Source organism: Hymenobacter segetis (genome assembly GCF_054776495.1).
Genome location: NZ_BAAHBV010000003.1, coordinates 114294 through 137003, shown reverse-complemented (window position 1 = coordinate 137003; position 22710 = coordinate 114294). Strand labels below are relative to the sequence as shown.

Annotated in this window: 19 protein-coding genes; 7 read left to right on the top strand and 12 right to left on the bottom strand. The window is 60.2% G+C overall.

What is annotated here, in order from left to right; all coding sequences use genetic code 11:
- Nucleotides 1-10: 10 nt before the first annotated feature.
- Nucleotides 11-4609, bottom strand: a complete 4599-nt coding sequence (locus ACYU70_RS17525; protein WP_460616062.1) for a fibronectin type III domain-containing protein — start codon at nucleotides 4607-4609, stop codon at nucleotides 11-13.
- Nucleotides 4610-4823: 214 nt separating this feature from the next.
- Complete coding sequence (locus ACYU70_RS17520; protein WP_460616061.1) at nucleotides 4824-6278, bottom strand: hypothetical protein; 1455 nt, start codon at nucleotides 6276-6278, stop codon at nucleotides 4824-4826.
- A gap of 361 nt (nucleotides 6279-6639) precedes the next feature.
- Between ACYU70_RS17520 and ACYU70_RS17515 the strand changes: the two genes are divergently transcribed.
- Nucleotides 6640-6867, top strand: a complete 228-nt coding sequence (locus ACYU70_RS17515; RefSeq protein ID WP_460616060.1) for a hypothetical protein — start codon at nucleotides 6640-6642, stop codon at nucleotides 6865-6867.
- 63 nt (nucleotides 6868-6930) lie between these two features.
- On the opposite strand, the gene recG is transcribed toward ACYU70_RS17515, so the two are convergent.
- From recG to mutY, 4 genes are all read right to left on the bottom strand, one after another.
- On the bottom strand, nucleotides 6931-9030 hold the full coding sequence (gene recG / locus ACYU70_RS17510) for an ATP-dependent DNA helicase RecG (RefSeq protein WP_460616059.1): 2100 nt from the start codon (nucleotides 9028-9030) through the stop codon (nucleotides 6931-6933).
- A gap of 9 nt (nucleotides 9031-9039) precedes the next feature.
- On the bottom strand, nucleotides 9040-9624 hold the full coding sequence (gene gldD / locus ACYU70_RS17505) for a gliding motility lipoprotein GldD (protein ID WP_460616058.1): 585 nt from the start codon (nucleotides 9622-9624) through the stop codon (nucleotides 9040-9042).
- Nucleotides 9625-9781: 157 nt separating this feature from the next.
- Nucleotides 9782-10216 carry a single-stranded DNA-binding protein gene (locus ACYU70_RS17500; protein ID WP_342297698.1) on the bottom strand — a complete coding sequence of 145 codons (435 nt, stop codon included), beginning with the start codon at nucleotides 10214-10216 and terminating at the stop codon, nucleotides 9782-9784.
- A gap of 140 nt (nucleotides 10217-10356) precedes the next feature.
- Complete coding sequence (mutY, locus tag ACYU70_RS17495; protein ID WP_342297700.1) at nucleotides 10357-11439, bottom strand: A/G-specific adenine glycosylase; 1083 nt, start codon at nucleotides 11437-11439, stop codon at nucleotides 10357-10359.
- 157 nt (nucleotides 11440-11596) lie between these two features.
- Here mutY and ACYU70_RS17490 point away from each other — a divergent pair, with 157 nt between their 5' ends.
- The 3 genes from ACYU70_RS17490 to ACYU70_RS17480 all read left to right on the top strand — a co-directional run bounded on the left by ACYU70_RS17490 (nucleotide 11597) and on the right by ACYU70_RS17480 (nucleotide 14937).
- Nucleotides 11597-11938 (top strand): HU family DNA-binding protein, encoded by a 342-nt coding sequence (locus ACYU70_RS17490; RefSeq protein WP_317170162.1) that lies wholly within the window; start codon nucleotides 11597-11599, stop codon nucleotides 11936-11938.
- Between the two features lie 127 nt (nucleotides 11939-12065).
- Nucleotides 12066-12986, top strand: a complete 921-nt coding sequence (locus ACYU70_RS17485) for a tetratricopeptide repeat protein (protein WP_342297701.1) — start codon at nucleotides 12066-12068, stop codon at nucleotides 12984-12986.
- A gap of 343 nt (nucleotides 12987-13329) precedes the next feature.
- Nucleotides 13330-14937, top strand: a complete 1608-nt coding sequence (locus ACYU70_RS17480) for an Rne/Rng family ribonuclease (protein WP_342297703.1) — start codon at nucleotides 13330-13332, stop codon at nucleotides 14935-14937.
- A 78-nt stretch (nucleotides 14938-15015) separates the two neighbouring features.
- On the opposite strand, the gene ACYU70_RS17475 is transcribed toward ACYU70_RS17480, so the two are convergent.
- Complete coding sequence (locus tag ACYU70_RS17475; RefSeq protein ID WP_342297705.1) at nucleotides 15016-15708, bottom strand: porin family protein; 693 nt, start codon at nucleotides 15706-15708, stop codon at nucleotides 15016-15018.
- Nucleotides 15709-15787: 79 nt separating this feature from the next.
- Between ACYU70_RS17475 and gldB the strand changes: the two genes are divergently transcribed.
- Both gldB and ACYU70_RS17465 read left to right on the top strand, forming a co-directional pair.
- Nucleotides 15788-16810: a gliding motility lipoprotein GldB gene (gene gldB, locus ACYU70_RS17470; RefSeq protein ID WP_342297706.1), complete on the top strand. Its 1023-nt coding sequence runs from the start codon at nucleotides 15788-15790 to the stop codon at nucleotides 16808-16810.
- A gap of 13 nt (nucleotides 16811-16823) precedes the next feature.
- On the top strand, nucleotides 16824-18026 hold the full coding sequence (locus tag ACYU70_RS17465) for a glycosyltransferase family 4 protein (protein ID WP_342297708.1): 1203 nt from the start codon (nucleotides 16824-16826) through the stop codon (nucleotides 18024-18026).
- Nucleotides 18027-18125: 99 nt separating this feature from the next.
- Here ACYU70_RS17465 and nth read toward each other — a convergent pair whose 3' ends face one another.
- The 4 genes from nth to ACYU70_RS17445 form a co-directional block, all read right to left on the bottom strand.
- Entirely contained in the window at nucleotides 18126-18803 is a 678-nt protein-coding gene (nth, locus tag ACYU70_RS17460; protein WP_342297710.1) for an endonuclease III, read from the bottom strand.
- Between the two features lie 210 nt (nucleotides 18804-19013).
- A complete protein-coding gene (locus ACYU70_RS17455; RefSeq protein ID WP_342297711.1) occupies nucleotides 19014-19205 on the bottom strand; it encodes a hypothetical protein in 192 nt (63 codons plus the stop codon).
- Nucleotides 19183-19821 (bottom strand): RNA polymerase sigma factor, encoded by a 639-nt coding sequence (locus ACYU70_RS17450; RefSeq protein ID WP_342297713.1) that lies wholly within the window; start codon nucleotides 19819-19821, stop codon nucleotides 19183-19185. Before ACYU70_RS17450 ends, ACYU70_RS17455 begins: the two co-directional genes overlap by 23 nt.
- Before the next feature lie 298 nt (nucleotides 19822-20119).
- On the bottom strand, nucleotides 20120-20524 hold the full coding sequence (locus ACYU70_RS17445; RefSeq protein ID WP_342297715.1) for a hypothetical protein: 405 nt from the start codon (nucleotides 20522-20524) through the stop codon (nucleotides 20120-20122).
- 130 nt (nucleotides 20525-20654) lie between these two features.
- Here ACYU70_RS17445 and ACYU70_RS17440 point away from each other — a divergent pair, with 130 nt between their 5' ends.
- The gene (locus ACYU70_RS17440; protein WP_342297717.1) at nucleotides 20655-21929 is read left to right on the top strand and encodes an MFS transporter; all 1275 of its coding nucleotides are present in this window, start codon (nucleotides 20655-20657) and stop codon (nucleotides 21927-21929) included.
- Between the two features lie 123 nt (nucleotides 21930-22052).
- On the opposite strand, the gene ACYU70_RS17435 is transcribed toward ACYU70_RS17440, so the two are convergent.
- The gene (locus ACYU70_RS17435) at nucleotides 22053-22664 is read right to left on the bottom strand and encodes a nucleotidyltransferase family protein (protein WP_342297719.1); all 612 of its coding nucleotides are present in this window, start codon (nucleotides 22662-22664) and stop codon (nucleotides 22053-22055) included.
- Between the last annotated feature and the right edge of the window lie 46 nt (nucleotides 22665-22710).

Here is a 22710-nt window from a genome sequence, read left to right as displayed (position 1 = left end):
TGGACGACTCTTATTCTTTCACCAGTTTCAAATGCTGAGCCTTGCCGTCCAGCGTGATATGCAACACATAAATTCCCCGGGGTAGGGGTGCAAGGCCGGAAATACGCAGCTTGTTGAGGGTGGCGGGCACTTCTGCTACCTGCTTGAGCACGATACGGCCAGTGGCATCGGTGAATGTGAGCAGCGCCGTGGAGGCGGAAGCAGCCTGCGTGGTCAGCGTCAGGGTTTCGCTGAACGGGTTGGGGCTGGCGGTTAGGATGAGGGTGCTGGCGTCTCCAAACACCACGGCTTTGGGAGCGGTGTAGGTGCTGGTACCATCCAAATCGACTTGCTGCAAGCGGTAGTAGCGGGTGCCCGTGGGGTTGGCCGGGGCATCAATGTAGCGGTAGGACTGCGCCTGCAGGCTGTTGGCGCTGGCGCTGGGCACGAAACCGACCGAACGGAACTCGCGGCCATCGGCCGAAACCTGCACGTTGAAACCTTTGCTGTTCTGCTCGGTGGCGGTGGCCCAGGTGAGCACGGCTTGCTGGCCCTGGCGCTCGGCCTCGAAGCGGGTGAGGGTGACGGGCAGGGGAGCCGCTTTGTTGCCCAGCGTCCAGTCGGAGAGGTGGGTGAGGTTGGTCAGGGTGACGCTGTTGGCGCTGGCGGTGCCGCCTTCGGGCCGCCACAGGCCGCCGGCAATAGGCCGGCTGAATAGCTGGAGGTTGGCGGCGGGGATGCCGTTCAGCTCGGCCACACTGGGTGAGAAGCCGAACACCAGGTCCATGTTGAGGCCGGTTTCGGTGGTAGGCACGATGCGGTACTGGCGGCGGATGCTCCGGCTGGTGATGCCCGCATTGGCCCCGGCCGTGGGCGTGATGCCGTAGACCGGCGTACCCGTGGTGCGCACCACGTAGGTGTTGCCGGGCAGGGCCGCGCCGCCGGTGGTGTGGGCCGTGAGGGTGAGGCCAAGGCCGCCGAAACCAGTGGAATTGCCATCGGCCACGAAGCTGAGCGTAGCCGACTGCACCTGGCCCAGCACGAAGCTGGTAGCAGTTTCGCTAATGGTGGCGTTGCGGCCCAGCGTGAGTAGGTGGGCACCCGAGCCATCGGGCAGGTAGCCCTTGAGCACGCCCCGACTGAGCACGAGGCCGGTGTTCACGGTCACGTCGCTGTTGAGCTGGAGCGTATCGGTGGCCGTGGCTAGGTTGACTTTCAAGCTGCGCACCGTGGCGGGCAGTCCGTCGCCGGTCGCCTGGTTCGCACCATTGGTGTACGTGCCGGTGTACGTGTAAATGGCATCAGCGCTGAACGAGCGGGTGCCCGTGGTTTGCACCGCGCCGCTGGCCGCGCCGGCCGAAATGCCGGCCGGGTCGCAGATGCGCAGCTCGGCCCCGGCATTCAGGGCGAAGGTGGCGAGGCCCGTCAGAGGCTGGCAATTGGTGTTGAGCACGCCGCCGGTTTGTACCGTAATGGCTCCCTGAGCCGTGAGCGGTCCGGTAAGGGTGGCCGTGCCGCCGGACAGCACCGTTACGTTGCCGTAGGTGGTGGCGCTGCTCACGGCGCGGGTGTCGCCGATGGTCAGGTTGGGCAGGTTGTTGACGAAGCCCTCGCCGGCGAAGTACACGTTGCGCAGCAGGGCGTAGCGGCCGCTGCTGCTGGTGCCCGCCCCAAAGTAGAGACGCACTTTCAGGGTCTGGCCGCTGGCGCGGGTAACACCGCCCAGGACCACCCGGTAGGTAGCCAGGCTGCTGGCGGTGTTGTAGTTGGTGGCGGCCACGGGCGCGGCCAGCGTGCCCAGCACGAAGGTGCTGGTGGTGAAGTTGTCGGTGGAGTACGCGGCGGCCACTGCACCGGCATTCGTGTTGTAGTAAGCGGCCGAAAATACCAGCGTATCGGCCCGCAGGCTGCTGCCGCTGGCCGCCGTCAGGGTAAAGTCTTCATACAGCGCCCCTCCCAGCGCGCCGGAGCTGACGGAGCCCGACCAGCCACCGCCATTACCCGCCGGCGCAAATGCCTGGCCGTAAGTCGTGAAGTTAGCCGGGATGGGTGGCGAGCTGCTGGTGGTGTTAGTAGAGGCCACCAGGCCGGTAAAGGCGGGCGTGCTGGCCGTTACGGCGTACGAGCGCACGGCGGCGTTGTCAGCGTTATCGGCCGTGAGGGGCCACTGTTGCAGCACAGCCGAGCTGGCGGCCGGCGTCGTGAAGTTCACGCTTTGCACGTAGCCGGGCGTGCCGCCGCAGTTGGTTTGTAGCGTGGCCGTGTAGGTGGTCGAGGCGTCGAGGCCCGTAAGCGCCACCGGCGAGGCCGTGGGCGCGGGCGTCAGCGTGGTGGTGCTGCCACCCTGCGGCGTCAGGGTCACGGTGTAGCTGGTGTTGCCCGCGCCCGGCGTGAAGTTGAGCTGGGCGCTGACGGCCGTCACGTTGCTAACGCTGAATGCGGTGGCTGCGGGGCAGGCCGCCGTGGCTACCCCGGTCACGTACAGGTTTTTGGTGAGGGCGTGGCGGGCGCTGCTGGTGCCCAGGGCGTAGTAGAGGCGAAACGAAATGGTAGCCCCCGCCGCAATGGTCACCCCGGCCGGCCCGGTCAGGGGCAGGCGCAGCACCGAGTAGCCGGCGCTGCTCACCTTGTTGAGGGCCACCGGAGCAGCCTGCGAACCCGCGATGAAGGTGCCGGCCGTGGCAAAGCCGTCGGTCGAGTACGCCACGCTCACGTTCATGGTTGAGCCATAGCCGCCCGCGCTGAACACCAGCGAGTCGGCGCGCACGTTGCCGCCGGGGGCAGCAGTCACCGTAAACTCCTCGTAGCGGGTCAGGCTCACGGTGCCGTTCCAGCCGGTACCGTCGGCATTAGGAGCAATGCCTTGGCCCAACGAAGAATAGGCCGGTAGGAAAGTAGATTCGCCGTCCTTCGAGCTGCCATCCGACAGCACCAGCGGAGTCGTGGTCGAGGGAGTGAGCGTGGCCGTGCTGGCCATCACGCCCGCCGAGCGCACTGCCGGGTCATCGCTGGCGTTGGCCGTGAGCGGAAACTGCTGCAACACCGGCGAGCTGGTCAGCCGGGTAGTGAAGGTGCGGGTCAGCACGTTGCCCACCGCGCCATTGGCGCAGGTGCTTTGCAGCGTCACGGTATAGCTGGTGGCCGGCGTCAGGCCGCTGAGGGCCACCGGCGAGGCGGTGGGGGTAGGGCTCACCGTCACACCTGCGCCGGGCGAGCCGGTAGGATAGTAGGTGACGGCGTAGCTGCTGTTGCCGCTGCCGGGTGTAAACGCCAGGCTGGCCGAGGTGCTGGTGATGCCGCTCACGGCCACCCCGCTGGGGTCGGCGCAGGTGAGGGTAGTGAAAGTGGCTGCTTGTGCCGTGCCCGAGCCGCTGGCGCACACGCTCTGCACCGTCACGGTGTAGCTGGTGCCGCCCGTGAGGCCCGTCAGCGCCACCGGCGAGGCGGTGGGGTTGGGGCTAATGGTAGTGGCGCTGCCGCCCGAGGGCGTGTAGGAAACCACAAACGAGGTATTGCCGCTGCCGGGCGTGAAGCTCACGCTGGCCCCGGTCTGGGTGATGCTGCCCACCGTCACGCCGCTCACGTCGGGGCAGGCGGCGTTAGCCGTGGTGAAGCCGGGGCTGGTGATGGCCGCCACCGGCAAGGCCGGACCAGCCGGCGAGCCCGAGGGCGTGGCCGTCACGGTGGCCGTGTAGGCCGTGTTAGAAGTCAGCCCGCTTATTGTATAAGTAGCCACGTAGTTATTGCCCGCGCTGGGCGCGGTGGTTTGCGTGGCCGTGCCCCCAGTGGGGCTGGTGCTGATGGCGTAGGCATAGCCCCCTGCAGCTGGCGTGGCAAACGATACCTGGGCCGTAGTGGTGGTGATGGCACCCACAGTCAGTGCCTGTCCCACGGCGGCGAGGTTTTTCAGTTGCACGTACTTTGCGTTACTACCGCTGCCGCAGGCGTTGTAGAGCCGGATGCTCAGCGTTTGCCCGGCAGCGAGGGTCACGCCCCCGGTTGTGTTCAGGGCCAGGCGGTAGGTATTGGTAGGCGCGGTCGGGCCGGCATTGTTTTGTAGCACCCCAACCGCTTTGGCAAAGCCCCCCAGCCCGCTGCTGGGGAACGTCAATGCCCCATTATTCAGCGTGCCCGTACCGGCTATTTCCGTCGAGTCGGTGGCAAAGCCGGATTTGGAGAACATCACGGCCAGCTTCGTGTTGCTGGATGTCGAATAAAATGCCTCCGTCAGCACCAGCGAATCGAGCCGCACAGCACTGGCCGTGCCAGCCGTGAGGGTGAACTGCTGATAATACTTCCGGCTCAACGTGCCCCCGGGCGTCGTCCACAGCCCGTCAGTCGTGGGGGCCGTGGCTTGCCCGTAGGTGGTCGAGTTGGCAGTAACCGCCGCTACTGTCGTACCGTTGGAGGCCACCAGCCGCTTGAGCGTGGGCGTGCCAGCTGTCAGACCCGGCGCAGCATAAGTCGGCGCGTTGTTGCTAGTAAGCGCCCACTGCGCCACGGGTACCGACTGTGCCCACGCGCCGGCAGGCATCAGCCCAAAACCCGTCAGTAAGAGCAGCGCAACGTGTGAGCCAAGGCGACGCTCCCGGCTGGTCGCGCTGCCCGCAGCAAGTAAAAATTTAAGCATGAAAAGAAGAACAGAGGGTGGGATAATACATCTTCAGCAAAGAAGACTTCCCGGCAAGGTCAACCTAACTCGACCGTAGCCCAATACCCCTTTTCAACTATATTCTCGCAATCGATGCCGGGAACGATGTCGGGAACGATTGCGCAATTCCGCCCCAATTTCAGATTTGCCTGATTACCTGTTTTTCAGCTCACCCAAGGCAATAGCCTCGTCCTTATTTCACCACGATTTTCTCCAACTGTAAGGCCGCCGATTTCTTGCTGGGCCGGCTCACGCCGATGATGGTTTTCTCGCCGAGCCAGGCCGTAAAATCCTTTACGTAAGCCAGCTGTTGGTCGTCGGCCACGTTCAGTTTCAGGCGTTCAGGCGCACTCACTACGCCGGTCTGGGCATTCACCCGGCGCAGGTACAGGTCCGATTTCTTGTTGATGTTTTCCAGCGTGAGCAGCTGCACCGTGCCGCCAAACACCGCCGCCCGAAACCCAATACCGGTATACGAGTCCACAGCCGGGGCCACCTGGTCCTTCGCCACGATGCTATGCCAGGTGGGCGCGCCAAACTCATTGTACCCAAATAGATGCAGTTCGCGGGCGTGCACCGGGGCTTCGCTGCCGCCTTCCTCAAAGTGCTTCTCGGCCACCACCACCAGCTGCTTTTCCGGCGTCAGTAGCAGCTCGCCCAGGTAGATGTCATCGAGGCGTTTCACCTCCAGCCCGCTGGCCTTGCTCACCTCCGTCAGGTAGGCCGGCGTAAAGCGGAACTCCGGCGAAAACTTCATGTCGCCGCTGCCGCTGAAATCGTATTTCACCACCTTCAGGCTGTAGTATTCGCCGGTCTGGTAGTCGGCGCACAGCGCGGCGGCATACAGGCTGCCATCGTTCAAAACCGTGAATTTGGCGTCGCGTACCGTCACCGCCCTCCCGCCAAACACGCCCCCCACCGGCACGCCCAGCACCTTGATTTCGGTAGACGGCCCGGCCGGATAGCGGCGCACCGTCAGCTTCTTCATGCCCTCGCTGATGAGCGTCACGTACTGCGTGCCATCATTCGCCACGTGCACGGCCGGCGAGAAAAAGTCGCTCAGCGTCCGGAAATCATACGTTTTCTCCTCCAGTTGCGCCAGGTTCTGGTCAAAAAGCGTGGCCGCGATGCTCTTCACCTGCTGGTTGCTGGTGAGGTAGCGGAAGGCCAGCAGCCGGCTGCCATCGGGCGAGATACTCACGCCCGGGCGGCGGTCGCGGGCGGGGGCGCTCATCACCATTTTGGCTGCGCCCTTCTGGCCGCTTTGCAGGCTTATGGGCACCACCGTCAGGTTCTGGCTATTGTCATCCTTATGGTGCAATACCACCAAGGCCTGCTGCGAGCCGCGCCCGAAGGCCTCCAGTGTCTCGCCCGGCCCCACCGGAATGGTGGTGCTCCACTGTTTTTTGAGGTCAATATCGTAGCGTTCCACCGCATAGCCGCCCGCGCTCTGGTGGGCCAGAATCACGAAGCCCGAACCATCGGCCAGGGCCAGCGTTTTTTGCGGCACGCGCATATCGTAGCGGTCGGTGCCCTGCTCAGGCAGGTAGCTGAAGGGGGCTGACTTCACCTTCTGGGCCACGGCCGATGGGGCATTGCCCAACAGGGCTCCGCTCATCAACCCGATTATTACTGCGCGCTGCAACATAAAATTTTGGCGTATTAGAAACATAGGAAAAGTGGATTTCAACGGTCCGATGGGTCCAAAAGTACCTGCTTTTACCTTTTGACTTTGCTTTTTACCAGTTATGCCCTCAGCTTAAAGGCAGACCAGCTAACAAAAAAGTATTCTAAGCATAACACTCCCGCTGTCACTTTCGTACAGGGACACCGTTTACTTCGTGTCGGCTTTCAGGGTTCAATCGGAACCAATTTACAGCCCTCGGTGCCCAGCCCTGCTTCAACTTGTAGCTGCTGCAACTAGACGAGGTATTTGGCCTTTTTAACGTATTTTTTGAACAAACTACAGTTCTGGCTTACCTTTGCAACCGCCAGTATCTACTATCCTTATGAAATCACTACTTAAGTTCACGCTGTTGTCGGCCCTCATCATCGGTGGTAGGCTCGTTAAGGAGTCCGCCCCAGTTACCGTAGCCCAAACAGTTGAACCCGTTGCCAAACCCAATTCTTCAGTAATTCTGGTTCATCAGGTGCTTACTTCCGAGCCAGTCCAGCCCGCCCGACAGCAGACCCAGCCGCAGCAGAGCGGTAGCGGACTCATCGCTGAGATGTTCTAGACAGAACAGCCAAACGACTTTTCAAAAGGTCGTTTTTTTTTGCCCTCTGCCCAACACAAACGTTTAACTAATCCGGCTCCAGTTCACAGCCGTGGCCGGCAGGCTTTCGATGTGGTGACGGATGTTGGCATTCTCCGGATTTGCCAGGTTTGGGTCTTCGCTGAGCAGTGTCTGGGCCGCCGCCCGGCTTTCGCTCAGGATGCGGCCATCCTTGGCCAGGTCGGCAATGAGCAGGTCGAGTACGCCGCTTTGCTGGGTGCCCATCAGGTCGCCGGGGCCGCGCAGCTTCAAGTCGATGTCGGCAATCTCGAAACCGTTGTTGGTTCGCACCATCGTTTCGAGGCGGGTGCGGGCATCTTTGCTCAGCTTGAAGCCCGACATTAGGATGCAATAGCTCTGGTCGGCCCCGCGGCCCACCCGGCCCCGTAGCTGGTGCAGCTGCGAAAGCCCGAACCGCTCGGCCGATTCAATCACCATCACCGAAGCGTTGGGCACGTTCACGCCCACCTCAATCACGGTAGTCGCCACCATTATCTGGGTTTCACGCTTGATGAAGCGCTGCATCTCATAGTCCTTCTCCTCAGCCTTCATGCGCCCGTGCACGATGCTAATCTGGAACTCCGGGAAGGCCCGCGCCACGCTCTCGTAGCCATCGGTCAGGTCCTTGTAATCCATCGTTTCCGATTCCTCAATCAGCGGATACACGATGTACACCTGCCGCCCGATTTTCACCTGGTCGCGGATAAACTCAAACACTTTCAGTCGGTTGGCATCGAACCGATGCACCGTCACGATGGGTTTACGGCCAGCCGGTAGCTCGTCAATCACACTCACGTCCAGGTCGCCGTACAAAGTCATGGCCAGCGTGCGTGGGATGGGCGTGGCCGTCATCACCAGCACGTGCGGGATGACGTGTGGGTTTTTCTGCCACAGCTTCGAGCGCTGCGCCACCCCAAAGCGGTGCTGCTCGTCCATAATAGTCAGCCCCAGATTGCGGAACTGCACCACGTCTTCGAGCAGCGCGTGGGTGCCCACCAGCATGTGCATGGTGCCGTCGCGCAAGGCCTCGTGCAGCACGCGGCGCTCGGCCGTGCGGGTGCTACCCGTGAGCTTGCCAATCTTGATGCCCAGCGCATCAGCATACACTTTCAGGCCCACATAGTGTTGGTCGGCCAGAATCTCGGTCGGGGCCATGATGCAGCTTTGGGCGCCGTTGTCGGCTGCCATCAGCATGGCGATGAAGGCCACGATGGTTTTGCCCGAGCCCACATCGCCCTGCAGCAGCCGGTTCATCTGTTGCCCGGTGCAGAAGTCCTTGTAAATGTCGTGAATAACGCGCTTCTGCGCACCCGTCAAATCAAACGTCAGGTGGTTTTTATAGAAGTCCACCAGCGTCGGTACCTGATTAAAAATCTGGCCTGCTAGCGTCACCTTGCGCTGGTCGCGCTGGCGCAACAGCTTGAGCTGTACATAAAACAGCTCCTCAAACTTGAGTCGGAACTGTGCCGCTGCCAGCAGTTCCGCGCTCTGCGGAAAGTGAATCTGCTGCAAAGCCTGCGCCTTGCCCATCAGCCCATACCGCTCAATCAGCGCCGGCGACAACGACTCCGTAATGTGCGGCATGGCCAGCCGCAGCAGCTCCGCCACCATCCGCATAATGGCTTTGCTATCAACGCGGTGGTAGTTCTTGAGCTTCTCTGAGGTGTTATAAACCGGCTGCAAAAAGCTCTGCCCCGGCTTGGCCTCACTCACTTCCTCCAGTTCCGGATGCGCCATCTGCGGCCGCCCGTTGAACATCGTCGGCTTACCAAAAACAATGTATTCCTGATTGTTTTTGGCTACCTGCTGTACCCACTTCACCCCCTTGAACCACACCAGCTCCAGCTCGCCGGTGCCGTCGCCCACCTTGGCGGTCAAGCGCTGCTTCGGCCCTTCGCCCACCAACTCCTTGCCGCGCAGCATACCGCGCACCTGCACATAAGGCAGGTCGTCGTTCAGGTCGGCCACCTTATACACCTGCGTCCGGTCTAGGTATCGGAACGGGTAGCGCTGAATCAGGTCGCCGTAGGTAAACAGCCCCAGCTCTTTGCCCAGCAGCTGCGCCCGTTGCAGGCTGCCCACCGAGCGCAGGAATTCGAGCCGGGTATTGAAGAAATTACTCATTCTCCGTCCCTACTTATATTTCAACGTGTTAAGCATCCGCACCATATCCGTTTTCACGTACTCAATCACCGGAGCCAGCGAGTCATTCGCAGTAGCCGTGCGGAAATACAGCGCGCCCCGGAAAAAGTGCCGGGTGCTATCCGTCGTATAAAACTGAAACTGGCTCGGTACCTCGCCCTGCAACTCAAACACCGAAGCCCGCATGCCGCTCGGCGTCTTCAAAATCCGCTCATCAATGGCTGTGGCCTTGATTTCGTGCTTGCCCGTGAGCTTGCGCGCATCCTCCATCATCTTATTATAGAGGCGGCGGTCGCGCTGCACATCCATATAAGTAATCTGCACATTGGCGTGCAGCTTAGGGTAGTACACGTTCAGCCAGTGCGGCTGCGCCATGTACGACGAATCCCGCTTAATCACGGCCTGCGTCGAGTATTCGAACTCGTACGGATGGCCGGCCGGCAGCATCCGGTAGCGGTGCGCCGGCAGGTCAATGCGGTTGTACCCTTTGGGCTTGGGCGTAAAATCCGGGGCCGACGAGCAGCCCGCCAGTAGTACCAGCCCAGTCAGCACCGGTAAGGTTGAAAGATATTTCATGCAAAAAGCGGCCCCGGCCCTAAAATAGCCCAGCCTTCGTAGTTTCAAAGGTAACTGCCACCGCAACGAAAAAAGCCCCGGCACAGTGCCAGGGCTTCATCTCAATCATTGCGCGGGACAGTTGCAGCCACAGGCCGGTCAGTCCCCCATTCGTCAGTCAGAAGGGCAGCTGGTCCAGCTCCGGCTCCTGCCGGAAGCTGTGCTGCGGCTCTGCAACAGCGGTACCATTAGCCTCGCCCGCAGCCGGAGCAGCGCCTTGCGGCCGGCCACCCAGCATCGAAATCTCATCGGCGATGATTTCCGTGATGTAGCGCGTCTGCTGGTCCTTGTCCTGGTACTGGCGGGTGCGCAGTTTGCCCTCGATATACACTTGCTGGCCCTTTTTGAGGAACTTGTCAGCCATGTCGGCCAAGCCGCGCCACGCCGAAATGTTGTGCCATTCGGTGCGTTCCACGCGGTTGCCTTGCTTGTCCTTGTAATAGTCGTTGGTGGCGAGGGTGAAGTGAGCCACGCTCACACCGCCTTCCAAATGGCGCACTTCGGGGTCTTTGCCCAAGTTGCCTACCAAAATCACCTTGTTCACTCCGGCCATATTATTGCACGTTAGGAAATACAGAATTGAAAAAGCCACCCGGCCTTTTCTGTCTCAAAGATAAGAAATTAAATTTGCCAGGCAATATTTTTTGCTAAAAATAAAGGCTGAAAAATCTAATTTATTTAGGCAAAGGTATTTTAAAGGTTTTGGTCACAATAATTAGCAATCAGCTTCGGCTTGGGCAAGGCCTCAATCTCCGCCGCTGAATACGCCCGAAGCCCCAAATCCCGCAACGTAGCATCCGGCAACGGCTCTGCCAGCGCCATCGGGTGAAAACGAGCCTCCAGCTTCTGGTGGCTCAATACGTGCCGGTACGCCGCGCTGGGCTCGGCAGCCTGGCTGGTGTCTAGATTGGCACCCAACGCCTCCAAATGGCGCAGTAGCTCAGCAGCAGGTAATTCCGCGACGGTGGTTTCGGCCAGCGCAAAGTCATACAGGCCTTGCCAGATGTCCTTCTCGCGGCGCTCCCGCAGATATGTCTGCTCGCCGTGGCGCAGCACGAAGTAATGGAAGTAGCGCGTGCGCGACGCCTTGGCCTTGCTTTTCACCGGCAGCAGCGCCACCTGCCCGTGCTGAAATGCCCAGCACTGGTGCTGCATGGGGCAAAACAGGCAGTCGGGCTTCGCCGGCGTGCACTGAATGGCCCCAAACTCCATAATGGCCTGGTTGAAATCGGCCGGCGTGCTGGCGGGGATGTGCTGGTCGGCCACGGCCTGGAATTCCTTGCGCGAGCTGGGCGCGGCGATATCGGAGTGCAGTCCAAAAATGCGGGCCAGCACGCGGTACACGTTGCCATCGAGCACGGCCACTGCCTCGTCGAAGGCAAACGACGCAATGGCCGCCGCCGTGTAGGGCCCCACGCCGCGCAGCTTCAGCAATTCGGCATAGGTGCCGGGAAACTTTCCGGCATATTCCGTCACCACCTGCTGGGCCGTGCGGTGCATGTTGCGGGCCCGGGAATAGTAGCCCAGGCCCTGCCAGTAGCGCAGCACTTCGGCCTCGGGCGCGGCGGCCATGTCGTGCACGGTAGGGTAGGCCGCCAGGAAGGTTTCGTAGTAGGGAAGGCCCTGCGCCACACGGGTTTGCTGCAGAATAACTTCCGAGAGCCAGATGGCGTATGGGTCGCGGGTGTGGCGCCAGGGCAGGTCGCGCTGGTGGCGTGGGTACCAAGCCAGTAGGGCCGAGGCCAGAAAGGAAGGGTGAGCGGTTTTTACGGTCAAAATTTTGAAAGCGAATAATTTGGGCCAACACCTAGTTTAGAAGGGTTGATTGGTAAAACAAAAAAATGGGGTTACCTTTGTGGCCCCAATTCAAGGGCGAACCGCTTACCGGGCAAGGGCTTACGCTGGAATTTGGGACTTTTTTGCCTAAAACTGTATTTTTTTCAACCACTCTAAGTACCATACCAACGTGACTAAAGCTGAGGTAATCGCCGAAATCTCCACGAAGACCGGCATCGAGAAAGCTGATGTATTGATGACTGTTGAAGCCTTCTTCAAAGTCGTGAAAGATTCGATGACCGAGGGCAACAACATTTATGTACGCGGCTTTGGCTCGTTCGTAAACAAGAAGCGTGCTCGTAAAGTAGCCCGCAACATCTCGAAAAACACGTCCCTCATCATCGAGGAGCACTACATTCCGAGCTTCAAGCCGTCGAAAACCTTCGTGGCTAAGATTAAGAACAGCAAGAAGGTGAAAGCCGTTGCGGCCAAAGCCTAATTTTGTTTGTTAAGAAGCTGGCCGGTGGATTAACCTCCTGCCAGTTTCCTAACTACAATGAATTGCCGGCCGCGCCGCCGGTGTCTTTTCCGCAAGGGAAAGCCCGGCGGCCGGCTTTTTTCAGCTAATGGCTACTACTCGCACCGCTCCGCATCAATTGGTCCTCGTCGCCGCCGCGCTCGCGCTGGTTGGCGGCTTATACGTGTTGCCCAAGGGCATCATGAAGCCGAAAGAGAGCAAATCGGAGCTGAACAAGGACGCTGCTGCCACGGCCAACCGTGACGGCGGCGGCATGGCCACCAATGGCTCCAAAACCGAGGCTTCCTCGGGGCCGGTACCCGCTACCGCTACCGAAAACAAAGGCCCCAATGCCGCTCCGCACACCACCACCAGCCCCGCCCAACGGCAGGAACTGGCGCGGTTGCTAGGCGAGTACAAGGCTGCTGCCACGCCTGATGCCAAAGCCACGGTGGCTACCACCCTGGCCCGCCGCTACAACGACGTGGAGCGTTTCGATAGCGCTGGCTACTACCTGGAGCAGGTGGCCCTGGCCAAGCCCAGCGCCCAAAACTGGCAGCAGGCCGCCGATGCCTACTTCCAGGCGTTTAGCTTTGCGGCTACCGATGAGCGGGTGAAACTGCTCGGTGGCAAGGCGCGGGAGCTCTACACCAAGGTGTTGAAGGACCAACCCGGCAACCTCGACGCCAAAACCAACCTCGGCATGGCCTACATGGCCTCCGAAAACCCCGTGCAGGGCGTAACCTACCTGCGCGAAGTGCTGGAAGCCGACCCCCGCAACGAGAAAGCCCTGTATAACATGGGGATACTCGCGGTGCAAAGCAACCAGTTCGACAAAGCCGTGAAGCGTTTCCAGGATTTGGTGAAAGTCAATCCGAAAAATGTGAACGGACAGTTTTACCTCGGCGTAACTTTGGCCCGCACTGGCGCCAAAGAAGAAGCCAAGCAGGCCTTCCTCGCCGCCAAAAGCCTCAGCAACGACCCCGCGCTGGCCGCTTCGGTAGAAGAGGAAATTGCCAAATTGAAATAGCTACGACACAATCAATCACCAACTTAACCCCCAAGCATCATGCCCTGCGGTAAAAAAAGAAAGCGTCATAAGATTGCCACCCACAAGCGCAAGAAGCGCCTGCGCAAGAACCGCCACAAGAAGAAGTAAGCCTCACGGGGCGTAGCGGCGGCCGGCAGTTTTCCTAACGGGAAGGGAGCCAGCCGCCTATCTCTCACGTAGCCTCCCGAGTGGGGCCGCGCCAGATGCTTTTCCCGTGGCTCGCGAGGGAAGCCAGAACCGTCAGGTTCTGGCTTCCCTTTGCCGGTTTCGGGGTAGGCCTTCGACGGCATTACCGGCAGGTTACTTTAACTAAATCAAGGCTTTGAGTAATGAATTAGTCATTAATTCTACTCAGGAAGGCGAGCGAATAGCGTTGTTGCAGGACAAGCGGCTGATTGAATACCACTTCGACCGCAACGACACCAACTACTCAGTAGGCGACATCTTCCTGGGCACCGTGAAAAAGGTGATGCCCGGCCTGAACGCAGCGTTCGTAGACATTGGCTACGAAAAAGACGCGTTTTTGCACTACGGCGACCTCGGCGAGCAATTCCCTTCCTTCACGAAGTGGGCGCGCACGGTACAGAGCGGCCGGGCGCCCAGCGCCGGGCTGGAAAAATTCACGTTTGAACCCGTCCTCGAAAAAGTGGGGAAGGCGGAAAGCGTGTTCAAGAAAGGGCAGCAAATCGTTGTCCAAATCATCAAGGAGCCTATTTCGACCAAAGGCCCCCGCGTGAGCACCGACATTTCTATGGCCGGGCGCTACCTCGTGCTGATGCCGTTTTCGAACACCATCAGCGTCAGCAAGAAAATCGTGAGCAAGGCCGAGCGTGACCGCCTCAAGCGGCTCATCGCCAGCATCAAGCCCGAAAATTTCGGCGTCATCATCCGCACCGTGGCGGAAGGACGTGAAGTGGCTGAGCTTGACAAGGATATGCAGGACATGGTGGCGAAGTGGGAGCAACTATATTCCACGCTGCGCACCGCCAAGCCCAACGACAAAGTGCTCGGCGAACTCGGCCGCACCTCATCGATGGTGCGGGATATGCTGAACGAGTCGTTTGACAGCATCACCGTGGATGCTCCGGCGATGTACGATGAGATGCGGGACTACCTGCAAAAAATCGCGCCGGACAAGCTTGGCCTGCTGAAGTTGCACAACTCGAAAATCAAGATTTTTGAGCAAACCGGCATTGAAAAGCAGCTGAAAACGCTGTTTGGCAAGACCGTGACCGTGCCCGGCGGCGGTTACCTTGTCATCGAGCACACCGAAGCCCTGCACGTTATCGACGTGAACTCGGGCAGCAAGAGCAACCAGGAGAACGACCAGGAAGCCACCGCGCTGATGATTAACATGCTGGCGGCCAAAGAAGTGGCGCGTCAGCTGCGCCTGCGCGACATGGGCGGTATCATCGTGGTCGATTTCATCGACATGCGCTCGGCCGAAAGCCGCAAGAAAGTGGAAGACGCCGTGCGCGACGTGATGAAGCTTGACAAGGCGAAGTACACCGTGTTGCCTATCACCAAGTTCGGCCTGTTGCAAATCACCCGCCAGCGGGTGCGGCCGGCCGAGAACATCGTGACCGGCGAGGTGTGCCCCACCTGCGGCGGCACGGGCAAGATTTCGGCCTCCATCCAGGTGACGGACGACATCGACAACAGCATCGACGACCTGCTGGTGAACCAGAACCAGTCGGGCATCACGCTGTCGGTGCACCCGTTCCTGTACGCTTACTACACCAAAGGCCTGATTTCGCGCCAGATGAAGTGGTACCTCAAATACTACAAGTGGGTGAAAGTGGTGAACGACAGCAGCCTGGGCCTCACCGACTACCGCATCGAAGACGAGCGGGGCGAGGAAATCCAGTTGCGTTCGTCGGCCGCCGCCATGAGCCGTTTGCAGGACCGCGAGGTTGAGATTGTGGATTAAGTGAGTGAAATTACTTTCCAACAAAAAGCCCCAGCTTCTTTAGAGGCTGGGGCTTTTTGTTGGCGTTTGGCGATAGGGCTAGAACTTGATGCCTAAGTCTAGGCCGAACGAACTGTTTTTGATGGTTACGTCGGAAAAGCCGCGTTTGCTTTCGAAGTAATGGTCGATGTCAACTAGGCCGCGATGGTAGCCGAGGCCGGCGAATAGCTTCGTGCTCTTGCCCAGCGTGTACTCGGCACCGGCAGCTACAAGGGCATCGGCATCGAAGAAGTAGATGTAGTCGCCGGCTTTGTTTTCAGTACCAGTGACGGGGTCGTTATAGAACTTGTTGCCGTTGATGCGTGTGCCGATGGGCACGTTGAGGGAGCCGCCCACCTGAAAATAAAGGCGTGTGGCCGGCGCAATTTCGTTGGTGAAGAGCTTTACTGTAAGCGGTATTTGCAGGTACTGCGTACTGATTTTCATTGAAACCGGAAAGGGGTTGCCGTTGCCCACGCCACTATTCAGATAGTCGGTATAGCGGATGCTGCCACCCTTGCCCGCCAGTTCCAGGCCCGTGCTGAAGGCGTAATTTTCGCCAAAAAAATAATCGACCACCAATCCGCCACTGAAGCCGAACTGGCTGCCATCGCTGGCAAAGCTGTTTTTGGACGTGGATTCGGCCCGCAGGCTGGTGATGGACGGCGAAACTTTGAGGCCGATTTCGACCTGAGCCGAGGCGCTGCCAATGGTAGCGGCGAGCGTGAAAAGCGCGAGCAATAGTTTTTTCATACGGGTTTATCGTTCAATTGCCGTCGGCAACAGCCGGCAGCCAACAGGTTTTGGCTAATTTTACCTCAAAGTAACGTGCGTGAATACGAATAATTTTGCCTGGCGGCGCTGGCTGCCCCTCTTTTTAGGAATCAGCCTTGGTTTTGGCGGCTGCAAAAGCGGCCCAACCGAAGGCTGCCGCCCCGACGCGGCCGAAGATGCCGCGGCCGTGCCTGTGCGGATTAAGCGGCTGGAGCCAGCCTTTTTTCAGCTAAAGACTCCGGCGCAGGCGCAGCAGTTTATGGATGCCAATCCGGTATTCGCCCGCTATTATTTGCAGCGCCAGCCGGCTACCGAAAAGGCGCTGGATAGTAGTCTGGTGCGCCTAGCTACCAACCCGGCTTTGCAGCAAGTGGGCAAGGAGACGGCTGCCGCATTTCCCGATAGCACCGCCCTGCGCCACGACCTGGGTGAGATGTTCCGGCGGGTGCATCACTATTTTCCTGATTTCCGAGTGCCGCCCACGGTTACTTATGTGAGCGGCTTTCTGGCCAAGGATATCTATGTGAATGACAGCCTGCTGGTGATGAGTCTGGACTGGTTTATCGGCCCTAAAGCCAGCAAGCGGCCCGACCTGCCGCAGTACATGCTGCGCCGCTACACGCCAACCGGCCTCATGCCGCTGCTGGCCCAAGATGTGGCCAGCAAATACAACAAGCACGAGCTCACGGCCAACACTATGCTTGATGCGATGGTGCATGCCGGCAAGTCGCTGTATTTCGCCAGTCTGGTGCTGCCCTGTACGCCCGATTCGGTCTTGATGGGCTATACCAAGCGCGAGATGATTGGGCTTGATGCCAATGAAGGCAGGGTGTGGGGCCATTTTCTAGAGAAGAATTTGCTTTATACCACCATGCCGTTTCTGCTCCAGAAGTACGTGGGCGAGCGGCCCAACGTGCCCGAAATCGACAAAACCTGCCCCGGCCGCGTGGGCCAGTGGGTGGGCCTGCAGATTATCCGCAAGTATGTGGCCGAGCATCCTGACGTGACGCTGGGGCGCCTGATGGCCGAGAAGAATGCCCAGCGCATTCTTAACGACTCGCACTACCGGCCCAAACGGTAGCATTCATTGTAGAATGCACATCGCCGTTTTCAGCCAGTACCACACCAATCCCGACTGTCCGGCCACCAGTCGGCACTACACGCTGCTGGCCCACATTGCCAAAACGCACCGGGTGACGCTGCTGACTACGCCCGCCTGGAAAGGGCAGCGGCTGACGCAGGAATTCCCCTGGGTACCGGAAGGGGTAGCAGTCCGCGAAGCCGACGTGCGGTATGACAATAAAATGGGGCCGGCGCGGCGGGCGCTGGCTTTCGCGCAGTATGCGGGCTGGGCTGTGCGTGAGGGGCTGCGAATTGACAAGCCGGACGTGATTTGGGGCATCAGTACGCCGCTGACTGCCGCTTGGGCAGCGGCGCAGGTGGCGCGCTGGCGGCGGGTGCCGTGGGTGTTTGAGGTACAGGATTTGTGGCCAGCATTTCCCATTGCGATGGGGGCTGTGCCCACGGCATTGGCCCGGCAGCAGCTTTATCAGTTGGAAAAACGGCTGTATAAAAGTGCCCGGCACATCCTGCCGCTTTCGCCCAATATGACGCGCTACGTAACGGATTTGGGCATTCCGGCTTCGAAAGTAACCACCGTGCTCAATGGCACCGACCTGGAACTGGCGGCCCGCGCCACGCCGACGGTCGTGGCCCATCTTCGGCAGGAGCAGGGCCTGGCCGGCAAGCGCGTGGTGCTATATGCGGGCACCTTTGGGCGGGCCAATGATATCCCAACGCTGGTGGCGGCGGCTGAAACAATGGTGGCCGCCGATGCGGAAGTGGTGTGGCTGTTTCTGGGCCACGGGTTTTTCGAGCCGCTGATTGCGGCGGCGGCGGCGCGCTGGCCGGGGCGCATCCGGCTGGTGCGGGGGCAGGCGCGGCATGAGGTGTTCAGCTGGTTTGCGTTGGCCGATGTATCGGTGGTGTCTTTTCTAGGGCTGCCGGTGCTGGATTCCAATTCGCCAGCGAAACTGTACGACTCGCTGGCCGTGGGCACGCCGGTAGTGGTGACTAATGCGGGCTGGACTAAGGCACTGGTGGAGCAGCACGCTTGCGGATGGTACGTGCCCGCTGGCGATGCTCCGGCAATGGCAGCGCAACTCCAGCAGCTGCTACATCAGCCAGAGGTGCTGGCCAAGGCCGGTGCTAACGGTCATGCCTTAGCTGTGCAGGAATTCGACCGTCAGCGCATGGCTGCGCAGGTGCAACGGATACTGGAAGCAGCTGCCAATTGATTTTGTGCCAAGTCGAAAGCCGTTTGTGCTTTCTAGAACTAGTAATTGAACTTTGTGTGCTAAAAAAGCTGCTAAAAGCGCAATTGTAGCCGTTCAGCTTTAAGCTTCCGGAATGGGAACGTAAGCCAGCGCTTTCCCAAAATTCTTCTCGAAGTAAGCGCAACTGGGGGCCAGCGGGCAAATGCTGCATTTGGGCGAGCGTGCCACGCAGATGTAGCGACCATGCAAAATCAGCCAGTGGTGGGCTTTGTTGATTAGCTCTTCCGGGATGTAGCGTACCAGCGCCTTTTCCACGGCCAAGGGCGTGGTGGCCGTTTTCGGCACGAGGCCCAAGCGGTGCGATACCCGGAAAACGTGGGTATCGACAGCCATGGCAGGCTGGTTGTAAATGACGGATGCTACCACGTTGGCTGTTTTGCGGCCCACGCCGGGCAGGCGCTGGAGCTCATCAATGAGGCTAGGGACTTCGCCGCCGAAATCTTCGGTGAGCATTCGACCCAGGCCGGAAAGGTGCTTGGCCTTGTTATTCGGATAGGAAACACTGCGGATGAAGGGGAAAATTTCATCGGCGGAGGCAGCGCCGAGGTGCGCGGCGGTGGGGAATTCGGCCAGTAGCGCGGGCATCACTAGGTTCACGCGCTTGTCGGTGCATTGTGCGCTGAGTACTACGGCCACGATTAACTCATAGGGGTTGCCATAGGCTAGCTCGGTTTTGGGCTCCGGGAAGTTGGTGGTAAAGTAGTCGAGGAAGTAGCGGAAGCGGTTGGCGCGGGTCATGCGGTGGGGCGGATATCAAGCAAAAATAAAACGGTCATGCTGAGCGCAGCCGAAGCATTTCTACCGCAATAGTAAACCCAATCGACAGGATTACTGCTGCGGTAGAGATGCTTCGGCTGCGCTCAGCATGACCGTGGAAATGGTATTGACTAACCGCCTAACTCCGCCAGCGCGGGGTGTGGAGCGGCCGCCACAAGAAATTGAAGGAGCTCAGGACTTGCTCAAGAAAGTGCGCGAGTAGCGCAAAATGGCCTCGGAGGTTTCGGGCCGGGGCTCGCGACGTACTCCGTCGAGCGCCCGCTGGGCCAAAAGGAGGTCGGCGCAGGTCGCGGCCAAGTCCGGGTCGTGCTGCAATGCCTCCTCTACCTCGCGCTGCCTTTCAGCCGGCAATTCGTTGTACACATACTGGAGCAGTGTCGAATGGGGTAATATTTGAATCATAATGATGCAGGGAATTTGCGGTCATTTTCTTCCGCAGGTTTATCAGCGCATAGCGCATCCGGCCCAGCGCCGTGTTAATGCTCACGCCAGTGGCATCAGCAATTTCCTGGAAGCTCATATCGCCGTAATGGCGCATGAGCAGCACCTCCTTTTGGGCGGCGGGCAGTTCCTGGATTAACGCCCGAAGGCGGGTGTGGGTTTCTTCACGGGCCAGAATATCGTCCGGGCCGTCGTCGGCAATGGTTAGGGTATTGTTTAAACGTTCGTTATCGGTGAGGCTGATGTGGGGCACGCGCTTGCCCCGCCGGAACGAGTCGATGGCCAAGTTGTGCGCGATGCGGCAAATCCAGGGCGCAAACTTACCTTCCTCGTTGTAGCGGCCACTTTTCATGGTGTGGATGGCCTTGATGAACGTGTCCTGCAACAGGTCCTCGGCCACGTCCTCGTCGCGCACGATGAGGAGGATGGTCGTGAACACACGACTGCGGTGCCGCTCCAGCAGGATAGCGAAGGCGGATTCCTGGCCGGCCAGGTAGAGCGAGATGAGCGCGGAGTCGCTCGGTTGCATGAGGTCCATAAAGGGCTACGGAATAGGAGAACGTAGAGCTTTATGCCATAGTATGCAGTTACCGAGAAAAAAATTGGGAGCGACGGGCGGTGGTAGGTTTTACCCCGCTAGAATCAGACCAAATGTAGAGAAAGGGAATCCAATTACGCAATAGGTATTGGTGGAAAAATGCCGCAATCTTTTTGAAGATTTCGAGCAACCTTCCTCAAAACTTCATCTAGGGCATTTTTTGGAAAAAATACCTAGGTGTTTTTTTGAAAAAAAGTTTCCGAATCGGGTAAAAAATTTGGGCCGTCTGTATCGCAGTTCATTGGGCGAGCCAGTGGTAGGCGGTGGCTTCGTCGGTGAAGAGGGCGGTTTGGTAGCCTTGTTCGGGGTGAGCCGCGGCGCTGATGGCAGCGGCGGAGCTGGCCGACTGCTCGGTGGCGGCGCGCAGAGGCGAGATGAGGAAGGCAATACGCACCGGTGCGGGGTAGCGGTGCAGGAGCCGGGGGAAGAACTCAGCATTAACCCAAGCGGTGAGGGCGGGAGTGGCCAATTCCTCGCGACGGCGCAGGTCGAGCAGCCAGCGCCAGCAGCCGAGGACATCGCCGGCGGCGAGGATGCCGAGGTAGCCGTGCTGGAGTTCAGACTCGGTGATTTCGCGCTGCCACCGGGCCACGATGGCGGGCAAGTCGGGGCGGGGCGTTATTTCCAGGCCGAAATCTTGCATGAGCGGGGACGAAAGCGCGGTGAATGTCAGCTTGCAAGGTAGGCGAAATGGGGTGGCCAAACCAACCTGCCAAGGCTGGGGCGGGGCTACCTTTGTGGCCGGCCGCCGCACAGGCGGTTTTTGTGTGCTTATGCTGCCATCTGCTGATTCTTCGCCGGCCCATGACCCGTACGCGGCCCTGCGCGTGCCTGATTTTCGCCGGCTGGTGTCGGCTCGCACCTTGCTCACGGTGGCCACGCGCATCCAAGGGCTGGTGGTGAGCTGGCAGATTTATCACCTCACCAATAACCCGCTGGCATTGGGCCTGATTGGCTTGTCGGAGGCCGTGCCGAGCATTGTGGTGTCACTGTATGCCGGGTACGTGGCCGACTCGATGCGCCGCAAGAACATTGTGGTGGTGGCGCTGGCAGTGCTGGTGCTGTGCGCGGCGGCGCTGGCGGTTTTTGCCAGTCCGTACGGCATTCATTTGCTAGCGAAGGATTCGCTGTACACGCTGCCGCTCTACGGGGTGATTTTTGTGAGCGGACTGGCGCGGGGATTCATGGGACCGGCGCTGTTTTCCTTCATGCCACAGCTGCTGCCCGACCGCGCGCTGCTGCCCAACGCCATCACCTGGAACAGCACCACTTACCAAGGCTCGGCGGTGCTGGGGCCGGCCATTGGCGGCTACCTGATTGCGGCCGTGGGCATCACCAATTCTTACGTGGTGAGCACGGCGCTGCTGGCGTTGGCGCTGTTCCAGTTTGCGCGCATTGCCAACCGGCCGCTGCCGCCCATGGAAGGCGAGCGCCTCAACCTGAAAGACAGCGTGCTGAGCGGGCTGCGCTTCATTTTCGGCAACCAATTGGTGCTGGCGGCGCTGTCGCTGGATATGTTCGCGGTGCTGTTTGGCGGGGCGGTGGCGCTGCTGCCGGTGTTCGCGTCGGATATTCTGAAGGTGGGGGCGAAGGGCTTCGGGCAGCTGGAGGCGGCGCCGGCCATTGGCTCGGTGCTGATGGCGGTGTTCCTGACGTATTACCCGCTGCGGCGGCGGGCCGGGCGCAAGCTGCTGTGGGCGGTGGCGGGCTTTGGGCTGGCCACCATTGCCTTCGCGCTGTCCACCAATTTCTGGCTGTCGCTGTTCCTGCTGTTCCTCACGGGCGTATTCGATTCCGTGTCGGTGATTGTGCGCTCCACGCTCATCCACATTTACACCCCGGAATACATGAAGGGCCGGGTGTCGGCGGTAAACAACATTTTCATTGGTTCCAGCAACGAAATCGGGGCCTTCGAGAGCGGCACGGCGGCGCGGCTGCTGGGCACGGTGCGCTCGGTGGTGTTTGGCGGGCTGATGACACTGCTGGTGGTGGCCATCACCACCTGGCGGGCCGATAAGCTGCGCAAGCTGGAATCGGGCACGAAATAACATGCCGCCCCGCCGCCCAGTGGGCGGAGCACCCGGCGCATTTATCCCGGGCCACCGCCCGGTGGGCGGAGCACCCGGCGCGTTTGTTCCGGGCCACCGCCCGATTTTCCGGGTGTACGGCGGTTAGCCGACTGGTTTTGTCAGTAGCGCCGCATAATCCTCCGGCGTGTCCACATCGAGCAAGCCGGCCGGAAAAGGCACCCGCTCCACCGCCGCCCCATAGCCGGCAATGAGCCGCCCGGCCCCAGCTTGGCCCTGCAACTGAAGCAGCTCGGGAAACACCGCTTTGGCAAAAATGGCGGGCACGCCCAGCGTATCGCCGTAGGCCGCGGCCACGATGGACGCTTGGGTTTGCTGCTGCCGCGCCATCAACTCATGCAGCAACTCCGGCGTCAGCAGGGGCTGGTCGGTGAGCATGATGAGCACAGCGGCGGGCCGGGTTTCGGCCACGGCGGCCAGGCCGGCGCGGATGGAGGAGGCCATGCCCGTTTCCCAGTCAGGGTTATGAATGGCCCGGATGGGCAGGCCCGCGACTTCGGCTACTAATTCTTCGTGTAGCGCGCCGGTCACCAGCACAATGGGCGCGCAGCCGCTGGCCACGGCCGTTTCGGCGGCGTGGCGCAGGAGGGTGCGGCCGTGGTAGGGCAGGAGTTGCTTGGGCTGGCCCATGCGGGTGGATGCCCCGGCGGCCAGCAACAGCAACGCCACAGGAGAGTGAGGGACGAGAGTCGTCATTGGAGCTAATAAAAACGTCATGCTGAGCGCAGTCGAAGCATCTCTA